General features: G+C 33.4%; 11 protein-coding genes. 5 read left to right on the top strand and 6 right to left on the bottom strand.

Going from position 1 to position 11928, the window contains the following annotated elements; genetic code table 11:
- Positions 1-83: 83 nt before the first annotated feature.
- The 6 genes from clpX to GKZ88_RS11495 form a co-directional block, all read right to left on the bottom strand.
- The gene (gene clpX, locus GKZ88_RS11520; RefSeq protein WP_155102529.1) at positions 84-1316 is read right to left on the bottom strand and encodes an ATP-dependent Clp protease ATP-binding subunit ClpX; all 1233 of its coding nucleotides are present in this window, start codon (positions 1314-1316) and stop codon (positions 84-86) included.
- 175 nt (positions 1317-1491) lie between these two features.
- Complete coding sequence (clpP, locus tag GKZ88_RS11515) at positions 1492-2166, bottom strand: ATP-dependent Clp endopeptidase proteolytic subunit ClpP (protein ID WP_155102528.1); 675 nt, start codon at positions 2164-2166, stop codon at positions 1492-1494.
- 316 nt (positions 2167-2482) lie between these two features.
- Positions 2483-3805, bottom strand: a complete 1323-nt coding sequence (locus GKZ88_RS11510) for a trigger factor (protein ID WP_155102527.1) — start codon at positions 3803-3805, stop codon at positions 2483-2485.
- 114 nt (positions 3806-3919) lie between these two features.
- The gene (locus GKZ88_RS11505) at positions 3920-4264 is read right to left on the bottom strand and encodes a phage holin family protein (protein WP_155102526.1); all 345 of its coding nucleotides are present in this window, start codon (positions 4262-4264) and stop codon (positions 3920-3922) included.
- Positions 4265-4317: 53 nt separating this feature from the next.
- Complete coding sequence (locus tag GKZ88_RS11500; protein WP_155102525.1) at positions 4318-5082, bottom strand: alpha/beta fold hydrolase; 765 nt, start codon at positions 5080-5082, stop codon at positions 4318-4320.
- 21 nt (positions 5083-5103) lie between these two features.
- Positions 5104-5817, bottom strand: coding sequence for a pyridoxine 5'-phosphate synthase (locus GKZ88_RS11495; protein WP_155102524.1), 714 nt, complete (start codon positions 5815-5817; stop codon positions 5104-5106).
- A 117-nt stretch (positions 5818-5934) separates the two neighbouring features.
- Between GKZ88_RS11495 and GKZ88_RS11490 the strand changes: the two genes are divergently transcribed.
- The 5 genes from GKZ88_RS11490 (at position 5935) to GKZ88_RS11470 (ending at position 11904) form a co-directional block, all read left to right on the top strand.
- Positions 5935-6594, top strand: a complete 660-nt coding sequence (locus GKZ88_RS11490) for a CBS domain-containing protein (protein WP_155102523.1) — start codon at positions 5935-5937, stop codon at positions 6592-6594.
- 137 nt (positions 6595-6731) lie between these two features.
- A complete protein-coding gene (locus GKZ88_RS11485; RefSeq protein ID WP_155102522.1) occupies positions 6732-7616 on the top strand; it encodes an NAD kinase in 885 nt (294 codons plus the stop codon).
- A 173-nt stretch (positions 7617-7789) separates the two neighbouring features.
- Complete coding sequence (locus tag GKZ88_RS11480) at positions 7790-8473, top strand: DUF6089 family protein (protein WP_155102521.1); 684 nt, start codon at positions 7790-7792, stop codon at positions 8471-8473.
- Between the two features lie 4 nt (positions 8474-8477).
- Positions 8478-9218, top strand: coding sequence for an isoprenyl transferase (locus tag GKZ88_RS11475; protein ID WP_155102520.1), 741 nt, complete (start codon positions 8478-8480; stop codon positions 9216-9218).
- On the top strand, positions 9151-11904 hold the full coding sequence (locus GKZ88_RS11470; protein ID WP_196216473.1) for a POTRA domain-containing protein: 2754 nt from the start codon (positions 9151-9153) through the stop codon (positions 11902-11904). Before GKZ88_RS11475 ends, GKZ88_RS11470 begins: the two co-directional genes overlap by 68 nt.
- Positions 11905-11928: the final 24 nt, after the last annotated feature.

Below are 11928 nucleotides of genomic sequence, written 5' to 3'. Positions count from 1 at the left end.
AAAAACCTGTTCAAATAAATGAACAGGTTCTATAATTGAACTTTGTCAAAGTTTAAAACTTTAACAAAATTATTTCGCATTTTTTACGAAGCAATTTCCATTCGCTTCAATAAGTTTTTACTTAACGTATGTTCTGCATAATCTTTATCGATCGATAAAACTTTATCATCAGAACTTGGCAGTTCGTACATTGCATCTGTCAAAATTGCTTCACAAAGCGAACGCAATCCACGTGCGCCTAATTTGTATTCTAGAGCTTTATCAACAATAAAATCTAAAGCTTCATCAGTAATACTGAATTCAACATCATCCATTAAAAATAATTTCTGATATTGTTTTACTAATGCATTTTTAGGCTGTGTCAAAATTGCACGCAATGTTTCTCTGTCTAAAGGATCCATATGCGTTAAAACTGGCAAACGCCCAATTATCTCCGGAATCAATCCGAAATCTTTAATATCTTTTGGGATGATATATTGCAATAAATTGTCTTTGTCGATATTGTCAACATTCTTTGAAGTTGAATAACCCACTGCCTGACGGTTCAAACGTTTAGAAATAATACGCTCTACTCCATCAAAAGCACCACCTGCAATAAACAAGATATTTTGAGTATTTACCTCAACAAACTTTTGGTCTGGGTGTTTACGTCCACCTTTTGGCGGTACGTTAACAACAGTTCCTTCTAGCAATTTCAATAAAGCCTGCTGTACACCTTCACCAGAAACGTCACGCGTTATTGACGGATTATCGCTCTTACGTGCAATTTTATCAATCTCATCAATAAATACGATTCCTCTTTCTGCTTTGGTTACATCATAATCAGCAGCTTGAAGCAAACGAGTTAAAATACTTTCAACATCTTCTCCTACATAACCTGCTTCTGTCAATACCGTAGCATCAACAATAGCCAACGGAACGTCTAGCATTTTTGCAATTGTTTTTGCAACTAATGTTTTTCCAGTTCCGGTTTGACCTACCATAATGATGTTGCTTTTTTCAATCTCAACTTCATCGTCTAACTGCTGTTGCATTAAACGTTTGTAGTGATTGTAAACTGCAACCGACATTACTTTTTTTGTCTGGTCCTGACCAATTACATATTGATCAAGGAAAGCTCTGATTTCTTTTGGTTTCTTTAAAATTAAATCCCCAACAAGTTTCGCGCTTCCGCTTGATTTTAATTCTTCTAATACAATTCCGTGCGCTTGTTCAATACATTTATCACAAATATGTGCATTGATACCAGCAATCAATAAATTAGTTTCTGGCTTTTTTCTTCCACAAAACGAACATTCTAATACTACTTTAGCCATTCTTTTTTCGTTATAAGCTGCAAAGTTACTAAGTTTTAGAGACTTTTTACCAAAACCTCCAAAACTTAGTAACTTCTTAACTCTTTTTATTTTTGTTTTAAGTTTCGAGTTTCAGATTTCAAATTGCCTTTGTTAACTTGAAACCTGAAACTTGAAACAATAAAAACTTAATTTTTTAGCTTCTTCTCAAAACTTCATCAATCATTCCGTATTCTTTTGCTTCGTCAGCGATCATCCAATAATCACGTTCACTGTCTTTGTGAACTTTATCAAAAGTTTGTCCTGAATGTTGTGAAATGATGTGATATAGCTCATCTTTTAATTTCAGCATTTCACGTAAGTTAATTTCCATATCTGTTGCAACACCTTGTGCTCCTCCAGATGGCTGGTGAATCATTACTCTAGAATGTGGCAAAGCCGAACGTTTTCCTGCTGCTCCAGCACATAATAAAACTGCTCCCATTGAAGCTGCCATTCCTGTACAGATTGTAGCAACATCTGGCTTGATGTACTGCATAGTGTCATAAATTCCTAAACCTGCATAAACACTTCCTCCTGGAGAGTTTAAGTAAATTTGAATATCTTTTGATGCATCAGCGCTTTCTAAAAATAACAACTGCGCCTGAACGATATTAGCGATTTGGTCGTCGATACCTGTTCCTAAAAAGATAATTCTGTCCATCATTAATCTTGAAAAAACGTCTAATTGAGAAATATTCAACTGACGTTCTTCGATAATATATGGAGTCATGTTTGTTGGGTTCATCGCTGCTATGATTTTGTCATAGTACATTGTGTTAACTCCTTGGTGCTTTGTAGCAAATTTTTTGAATTCTTTACCGTAGTTCATATGTATCTGTTCTAAGTTTACTTTATTTAACGTATTTATTCTTCATCAAAGGTTATACCTCTTTCTAAAGAATGTCAATTTGTCCTATTTCTAGCCCAGATAGCAGTGAAAAGCTTTTTGAAATGGCAACTATTTTTTGTTGGTAGAAAAAAGCGACCAGCGGAAGCTCTTTTTATACCTTACAAAAAAAGGCAGCAATGAAAAACTTGCAACGGATAGCTGGATTAGCTCCTGAAAAGTAATCAAAAATAAATTAAAACAAAAGAGCGTCAGGAAAAAAATCCTGACGCTCTCAATATACTTATTTCTTTAAAATTTATTCTCCGTATGAAGCAGCAATAAATTCTTCGTAAGTAACTTCTTTAGTTGTTGGATTTGCTTTCTCTTTGAATAAATCTAACAATTTAGCCGCTACCACTTGCTCAGAAAGTCTTTTCACTTCTTCTTGGTTAGATAAAACTCTAGCCACGATTCCTTGAACTTCTTCTTCAGTTGGGTTTGTTTGTCCAAATTGAGCCATTTGTTGTCTGATAGCACCTGAAGTAAACTCTTTTAAGTCTTCAAAAGTAATTTGGATATTACTTTGAGCCATTGCTTTTCCTTCGATTAATTGGAAACGTAAACCTTTTTCAGATCTTGCGTATTCCACTTCAGCTTCTTCTGCAGAAAGTTTTTTCTCTCCAACAGTTTGCAACCATTTTTTAAGGAATTCAGCTGGTAAATCAAATTTTGTGCTTTCGATCAAGAAATCTTGAACGTCTAATAATAATTTTTGGTCAGCTTGCTGTGCAAATTGTGCTTCAGCATCTTCTTTAATTTTAGCTTTTAAATCTTCTAAAGAAGCTACTTTTCCTTCACCAAAAAGTTTATCGAATAATTCTTGGTTCAATTCTGCCAATTCAGCACCGTTGATCGCTTCGATTGTAAAGTTTACTTCGATATCTAAACCATGAACATCATCATGAGCTACTTTTAAGTAATCCATTAATTGGTGATCGTCTTCAAATAAACCTTTTGTGCTTACTGTAACAACATCTCCAACTTTTTTACCGATGAATTTATCTCCCGCTTTTTTGTTGAAAGTAGAAACAGAAATTGTAGTTGTATTGCTGATTCCTTTTTCTTCGTTTGTGAAAGTTCCAGTTAAATCTGAATCCGCTTCAACTTTATCTTGAGGAATTGCTTTTCCAAATTGTTTTTGGATACGCTCTACTTGTCCATCGATTAATTTATCATCTGCAGTAACGATATATTTTACGATATTGTTTTTAGCTTCAAGATCAATTTCGAAGTTTGGCACTAAACCAATTTCGTATTCGAAAGTTAATTCTTCAGCATCCCAATCAAAGTTTTCGTTTTCTTTAGCAAGAGGAGTTCCTAAAAGATTTAATCTTTCAGATTGAACAAAACGCTCTAAAGCCAAATCAACTACTTTCTTAACTTCTTCCTGCTTAATTGCTTTTCCGTATTGTTTTTCAACAAGATCTTTAGGAACTTGTCCTTTTCTAAATCCTTTTACAGTAGCCAATGGCATTTTTTCGTTTATTCTTTTTGCTACTTGACCTTTATAATCCATGTGAACAACGTTTAATACAATCGTTTCATTCACAGCGTCTGTTGCTACTCTTTTAATATCCATCTTCTTCTTTAATTTACATAATAAAATTGGGTTGCAAAATTATAAAATTTTTGCAACCCAACCAACTTTTTAATATATTGTATTTGAAGCTGTTTTTACCCTGCTTAATACTATTTATTTATCGTCTCCTAATATTTTATAAGTAATAGATTGTAGAATAGACAAAATCACACTAAAAATTAATGCTGTCCAGAACGAATCGACTTTGAACCCGCCCACAATATTTGTACAAAGCAAAATTATAATGGCATTTATAACCAACAAAAACAAGCCCAGCGTAATAAACGTTACCGGCAAAGTCAAAATAACCAAAATAGGTTTTATAAAAAGATTCAGCAATCCTAAAACTACTGCAACAATTACAGCCGTACCAAAACTGGCTACATGAACACCTTTTAAAAAATTAGCTATTAACAACACTAAAGCTGCAGTAACAAGAAGTCTGAGTATTAATTTCATAGTTTTTCAGGTTTAAAATTTATTTAAAAGTAATAAAATTTTATCAAGATTAATTACTCCTTTAAAAATGTGGCTGTCAGCTCAAAAAACATTTTAGGGTTTTCGGCATGAAGCCAATGTCCAGCATTTGGAATTGTTTCTAACTTTAAATTCGGGAAATGCTCTTTTATTGAGTCGACTTCCGAATCTAAAATATATCCCGATTCTCCTCCTCTTATAAACAATGTTGGTTTTTCGAAAACTAAATCATCTGCCAAAGCTTTTCCGATAGCGTCAAGATTATTATTAAAAACTTCCAGATTAAATCGGAAAGCCAATTGTCCTGGCTCTTTCCAATATAAATTTTTCAATAAAAACTGACGCGTTCCAAAATCAGGAACATACTGTCCTACGATTGCTTCAACATCAGCTCTGCTTGGTTTTACAGAAAAATCGACTGCATTTAATCCTGCCAAAATATCCTGATGATGCTGTTTGTAAAATCTCGGACCAATATCGGCCACAATCAGTTTGTCCACTATTTCTGGATGAGTTGTTGCAAAAAGCATGGCTACTTTCCCTCCCATCGAATGTCCAAGCATATCAATTCTTGTCAAATTATTTGCCTGACAGTATTCAAAAACATCCTGAACCATGGCTTCATAAGACCATTCATCAGAATGAAAACTGCGACCGTGATTTCTTAAATCTAAAATATGAACTTGAAATCCAGCTTCGACATATTGCCCCGCAAGTGTTTTCCAGTTATCAGACATTCCAAGAAAACCGTGCATGATCACAAATGGTTTTCCTTCGCCTTCTATTTTTGAGTAAAGCATATTTTATTTTTTTCTAAAGAATTATTTCAACTTGTTCAAATACATATTAACCACATTATCTAAACCAAGATAAAGTGCTTCTGAAATTAAGGCATGCCCAATTGAAACTTCAAGCAAACCAGGAATGTTTTGTTTAAAAAACTGAATATTATCTAAACTCAAATCATGTCCAGCATTAATTCCTAAACCTAATTCATTTGCTAATTCTGCCGCTTTCGTGTAAGGATCAATTCCATTTTTATTCCCTAAATCATATTGATGCGCAAAAGCTTCTGTATATAATTCAATTCTGTCAGTTCCTGTTTTTTTGGCACCTTCAATAATTTCTAAAACTGGATCAACAAAAATGGAAGTCCTGATTCCGTTTCTTTGAAATTCCTGAATAACTTCAGTCAAATATTCTTGATTTTTAATCGTATCCCAACCTGCAGATGACGTTATTGCGCCAACAGCATCTGGAACTAATGTTACCTGATCTGGTTTGCATTCTAAAACCAAATCAATAAAATTATGCTGCGGATTTCCTTCAATATTATATTCTGTAGTAACAATTGCTTTTAAATCACGAGCATCCTGATAACGAATGTGGCGCTCATCTGGACGTGGGTGAATGGTGATTCCCTGAGCTCCAAATTTTTGAATATCGGACGCTACTTTTAATAAATCAGGAACATTTCCGCCACGGGCATTTCTTAAGGTTGCAATTTTATTGATATTTACACTTAACTTTGTCATATAAATAGATAATTAATTCTAGTAACACTATATTTGTTACGACAAAAATACAAAGTAAAACGTAGCAGTTTTTGGTATTTTTTGATTATTTTGCAAGGAAATATCTTCAATTGATTTATGACAGAAATTACAAACTATATCACCAATGATTTCAGAGCGATTGACAGTCAGGAAACGATAGCATCTGTTCAGGACTTTTTTGCGGATGTTGATTTTTCGCATTTCCCAGTTCTCGAGGACGGAATTTTCATTGGAAGTATTGCTTCAGATGATATCGAAACTTTTGACACAGACAAAAAAGCAATTGATTACAAATACACTTTAGAGCGTTTTTTTGCTCGAAAATCAATGATCTGGCTTGATGTTCTGGAAGTTTTTGCCAAAAATCATACTAATACAATTCCGGTATTAGATGAAAACAACAGTTACATAGGCTATTACGAAATGGAAGATATCATGAGATTCTTTCAGGAAACGCCATTTTTAAAAGAACAAGGCGGTATTATTATCGTTCAAAAAGGGCTTTTGGATTATTCAATGGGTCAAGTAACTCAAATTGTAGAAAGCAATAATGGAAAAATTCTAGGCTGTTTTATATCGGAAGCTGATTTAGAAAATGTTCAGATTACGGTCAAAATTGGTGTTGGACCAATGAATGAAATCATCCAGACTTTTAGACGATATAATTATGAAATTATTTCTGAACATCAGGAAGATGCTTACATCAATAGCTTAAAAGAACGCTCTGATTACTTAGACAAATACCTTAATATTTAATTAGATAATTAGTCAATGAGAAAATTAGATAATTTTTTGTATTTAAAATTGAAAAATCATCTCATTCGTAATTATCTAATAATCATATTTTCCAATTATCACATTTTCTAATTGCCACATTATCTAATTTAAAAATAATGAAAATAGCCATTTACGGACAATATTATCAAAACAGCACCGAGCCTATTATAAAAGACATTTTCTCGTTTTTTGCTTCAAACAATGTTGAACTCGTTATTGAAGAAAATTTTCTGGAGATGCTTTATGAAAAACAGCTCATAAAAAAAGACTATAAAACATTCTCTTCAAGTACAATTTTAGATAATAGTTTTGAAATGCTGATTAGTATTGGCGGCGATGGTACCGTTTTAAGATCTGCCGCTTTTGTTCGTAATTCAGGCGTGCCTTTATTAGGTATAAATGCAGGAAGATTAGGTTTTTTAGCCAAAGTTCAAAAAGAGAATATTGACAGTTTATTGCAGTTCGTTATTGATCAAAATTACACAACTTCTGAACGTACTTTATTAGGATTGACTTCTGAACCTAAAAACGACGCTTTTGAAGAACTGAATTTCGCGATGAACGAAGTTACTGTCAGCCGTAAAGACACTACTTCGATGATTACTGTGGAAACTTACCTTAACAACGAATATTTAAATTCATATTGGGCAGATGGTTTGATTATTTCGACGCCAACCGGTTCAACAGGTTATTCTTTAAGCTGTGGCGGACCAATATTAACGCCAGATGTAAAAAGCTTAGTAATTACTCCTATTGCACCACATAATTTAACAGCCAGACCACTTGTAATTCCTGATGACACCGAAATAACTTTACGCGTTACAGGAAGAGAAGATCAATATTTAGTTTCTCTAGATTCAAGAATTTCATCTGTTAAAAATGAATCTATCTTAAAAATCAAAAAAACAGATTACAAAATCAAAATGGTAGAGATTCCGGGAGAGACTTTCTTAAAAACTTTGAGAAATAAATTGCTCTGGGGAGAAGACAAAAGAAATTAAGTCTTTTTCTGACGGCTGACTATACGATAATACCACTTTTTCTCGTTCTGCATGTATCGAATCCGCATTAAATGTCTCAAAATCATAATGTAAATTGAAAAAAAAGCACATTTAATCAAAGCAACGTTGATTCGTATCGATAATTATTATATTTGCACGCAATTTTGAATTAAATGAAGAAAATTTTTAATTTATTGTTATGTTTTTTCCCCTTTATTACACTTAATGCTCAAATCAATGAGATTGGTGTTTTTCTTGGCGGAAGCAACTTTGTTGGAGACGTAGGAAGTACGACATATATCAATCCAGATAAACTGGCTTTTGGCGTATTATACAAATGGAATAAGAGCCCGCGCCATGCCTATCGTTTTTCCTATACACAATCAACAGTTGCAGGAAATGATAAAGATTCTGATGAATCAGGAAGAAACAAAAGAGGCTACAGTTTCGAAAACAAAATCAAAGAGTTTTCAGCTGGTTTAGAATTTAATTTTTTCGATTTCAATTTGCATGATTACCATACAAAAGTTACACCTTATATATACACAGGTATAAGTGCCTTTTTTTATGATGATTTATACATTAGCGGAGGAGCCACAAAAAAAGACAAAGATGCAGGTTCTTTTGCCATACCTATGACATTAGGAATAAAATCAAACGTAACACCGCATTTTGTGATAGGTGCAGAAGTTGGCGCCCGTTATACCTTTACAGATAATATTGACGGAAGCAACCCAAGTAACAGCAATTTATCGAATTTGCGTTTTGGAAATTTAAATAATAACGACTGGTATGTCTTCTCTGGCATTACTTTAACGTATACCTTTGGACAAAAACCTTGCTATTGCGCAGAATAATACAATGAATTTACTAGACACTATAGATCGCTCAAACTTACCAAAACATCTGGCCATTATCATGGACGGAAATGGACGTTGGGCAAAACAACAAGGATTTTTACGCGCTTTTGGTCACGAAAACGGAACAAAATCAGTTAAAAAAACAATTACTAATTGCGCTAAATTAGGTATTGAATACTTAACGCTATATGCTTTTTCGACAGAAAACTGGAACCGTCCAAAACTGGAAGTCGAAGCCTTAATGAAAATATTGATCAATTCATTAAAAAAAGAACTTGTTACTCTACAAGAGAACAATATCAGACTTAATGCAATTGGCAATCTTGAAAAACTGCCAAAATCAGCCCAAAAAGAGCTTTTAGACGTTATTGAGAAGACTAAAAACAACACACGCCTTACGCTGACACTGGCTTTAAGCTACGGATCGAGAGAGGAATTGGTAAATGCCGTGAGAATCATCAGCGATAAAGTTAAAAATAATATAATTTCATTAGACACTATTGACGATTCAATTATAAATGAGCATCTTTACACGCAAAATTTACCTGACGTAGATTTATTAATACGAACAAGTGGAGAACATAGAATAAGTAACTTTTTGCTATGGCAGATTGCCTATGCAGAATTGTATTTTACGAATGTCTTGTGGCCAGACTTTAAAGATCAAGATTTATATGAGGCTATCATTAGTTATCAAAAAAGAGAACGTAGATTTGGAAAAACCAGTGAACAAATTAAATAATTTTTTAGTGTTACAAAAAAGAGTACAAATAGTCCTTACCCTGCTACTTTTGGGTAGTTTTTCACAAATAAAAGCACAAGATCGAGTTCCTTTTGATCAAGGAAAAAAATATATTCTTGCTAAAGTTTCTGTTGTTGGTAAAATAAGCTTCAATGAACAAACCGTTGTTACGTTTTCTGGTCTTCAAAAAGGACAGGAAATAACAGTTCCTGGTGAAGAAATAAGCAGCGCAATTAAAAAGTTAGGCAAACTTGGCCTTTTTGACGAAATCGCTTTTTACATCAATAAAGTTGAAAATGACAGTATTTATCTAGACCTTAATATTGTTGAGCTTCCTAAATTAAATGAAGTTAAAATTGTTGGTGTCAAGAAAAGTAAAATCGAAGGACTTATTAAGGATAATAATTTGACAAAAAACAAAATTGTCAATGAAAACTTAATTACCACTACCAAAAATTACATCGAAAATAAATATAAAAAAGAAGGTTTTTATAACACAAAAGTTACTATTACAAATACACCTGATACCATCAACGGTCATATGGTAAATATGCTTGTCCGAATTGACAAGGGCGATAAGGTAAAAATCAGCAGTATTGATTTCACTGGAAACAAACAACTTACTGACACTCAATTAAGAGCTGCAATGAAAGATACGAAGCAAAAAAATGTACTTCGTGTTTTAAAAGCATCAAAATTCATTCCTGAAAAATACAAAACCGACTTAGAAAAAGTAGTTGCTGCTTATAAAGAAAAAGGTTACCGAGATGCTCGTATTATTTATGATTCTGTTACTTATAATAAGCAGAAAAATATGCTTGCTATTAAAATTAATGTAGAAGAAGGAAACAAATATTACTTTGGAAATATTAAATTTTTAGGAAATACTGTTTATTCTGACCAGTTTCTTCACCGTATTTTAGGTATTAAAAAAGGAGAAACTTACAACGGAGTTTTACTAGAAAAACGTATTGCAGATAAAACAAAACCAGACGCAGAAGATATTACAAACTTATATCAAAACAACGGTTATTTGTTCTCTAACATCAATGCTGTAGAGGTAAAAACAGTTAACGATACTATTGATTTTGAAATTAGAGTTACAGAAGGTCCAATTGCTTATTTCAACAAAATTTATGTTACAGGAAATGACAAAACAAATGACCACGTAATTTATCGTGAGCTAAGAACAAAACCTGGAAACAAATACAGTAAAGAAGAATTAGTAAGAACAATTCGTGAAATTGGACAGTTAGGTTTCTTTGATCCAGAATCTATCAAACCTGAATTTAGAAATGTTGATGCTGGAGCAGGAACAGTTGATATCGAATATCAACTTGTTGAAAAAGGATCTAGCCAGGTTGAGCTTCAAGGAGGTTACGGTGGTGGAGGTTTCATTGGAACTTTAGGTCTTTCATTCAATAACTTCTCAGCAAGAAATATATTTAACAAAGAATCTTACAAACCGCTTCCAATGGGAGATGGTCAAAAAGTAGCCCTTCGTTTACAAGGAAGTACATACTTCCAGACTTATAGTTTATCATTCTCTGAACCATGGTTTGGAGGCAAGAAACCAGTACAATTCAGTTCTGCAATTTCTTATAGTAAACAGTTCAACAACAATTACGCAACAAGAACTGTTGATAAAAGCAAAAGTTTTAATATTTTTACAGTACAAGTTGGTTTAGCAAAACGTTTACAAGTACCTGATGATTTCTTCGTATTATCACAATCGGTAAGTTATCAGCACTATGACTTGAACAATTATTATACAGGATTATTTACCTTTGGTAATGGAGCATCGCGAAACCTTGCTTATACTATAGGTCTTACCAGAAATAATAAAGGTACAAACCCTATATTCCCTATGTATGGTTCGGAGTTTAGTATTTCTGCAAAAGTAACGCCTCCTTATTCTTTACTTAACGGAATCAATTATGGAGACTTACAAAACCAGAAAGAATACAAAACACAATATACTGGAACACCAACATCTGGAGTAGATGGTCAGCCGTTAAACACGGGTGATTTTGTGAAAACAGAAACGGTAAACGGACAATCTGGATATGTAAGTGTTGGATCTGATTATGCAAATGCTGACACTGATCAAGCTAAAGTCGATCAAAAGAAATACAATTGGTTAGAATATTATAAAATCAAATTTAAAGCAGACTGGTATACAAAAGTATATGGTAAACTAGTTTTAAGAACCCTGACAGAGTTTGGTTTCTTAGGAGCTTACGATCAAGCAAGAGGTGTAGTACCATTTGAGCGTTTTTATTTAGGAGGAGACGGAATGGCACAGTACTCAATGGACGGTAGAGAAACTATTGGTTTAAGAGGATATCCAAATGGATCATTGACTCCTACAAATGCCGCTGGTCAGCAAATTGGAGCAACAATTTATAACAAATTCTCTATGGAGTTACGTTATCCAATTACATTAAAATCATCAGCGTCAATTTATGCGCTGACATTCTTAGAAGCAGGTTCATCTTATCCAACATTTAAGGATTATAACCCGTTTGATTTGAGCCGTTCTGCAGGTGTAGGTTTACGTGTATTCATGCCAGCATTCGGATTACTAGGAATTGATTTCGGTTACGGTTTTGACGCACTTCCTAACTCTGTTACCAATAAAGCAAATGGATGGGAAACTCATTTCATCATTGGTCAACAATTTTAGACAATTATTAGCGTTTGGTTAAAA

The sequence above is a fragment of the Flavobacterium sp. LC2016-01 genome (genome assembly GCF_009711135.1).
GTDB lineage: Bacteria > Bacteroidota > Bacteroidia > Flavobacteriales > Flavobacteriaceae > Flavobacterium.
Note: the sequence above shows the minus strand (reverse complement) of the source record. Positions and strands in the feature narration are given on the sequence as shown.

Coding starts and splice junctions, on each gene's coding strand:
- GKZ88_RS11475 (WP_155102520.1), top strand. CDS start 8,478: ATGAATTTACTAGACACTATAGATCGCTCAAACTTACCAAAACATCTG.
- GKZ88_RS11480 (WP_155102521.1), top strand. CDS start 7,790: ATGAAGAAAATTTTTAATTTATTGTTATGTTTTTTCCCCTTTATTACA.
- GKZ88_RS11490 (WP_155102523.1), top strand. CDS start 5,935: ATGACAGAAATTACAAACTATATCACCAATGATTTCAGAGCGATTGAC.
- clpX (WP_155102529.1), bottom strand. CDS start 1,316: ATGGCTAAAGTAGTATTAGAATGTTCGTTTTGTGGAAGAAAAAAGCCA.
- GKZ88_RS11500 (WP_155102525.1), bottom strand. CDS start 5,082: ATGCTTTACTCAAAAATAGAAGGCGAAGGAAAACCATTTGTGATCATG.
- GKZ88_RS11510 (WP_155102527.1), bottom strand. CDS start 3,805: ATGGATATTAAAAGAGTAGCAACAGACGCTGTGAATGAAACGATTGTA.
- clpP (WP_155102528.1), bottom strand. CDS start 2,166: ATGAACTACGGTAAAGAATTCAAAAAATTTGCTACAAAGCACCAAGGA.
- GKZ88_RS11505 (WP_155102526.1), bottom strand. CDS start 4,264: ATGAAATTAATACTCAGACTTCTTGTTACTGCAGCTTTAGTGTTGTTA.
- GKZ88_RS11470 (WP_196216473.1), top strand. CDS start 9,151: ATGAGGCTATCATTAGTTATCAAAAAAGAGAACGTAGATTTGGAAAAA.
- GKZ88_RS11485 (WP_155102522.1), top strand. CDS start 6,732: ATGAAAATAGCCATTTACGGACAATATTATCAAAACAGCACCGAGCCT.
- GKZ88_RS11495 (WP_155102524.1), bottom strand. CDS start 5,817: ATGACAAAGTTAAGTGTAAATATCAATAAAATTGCAACCTTAAGAAAT.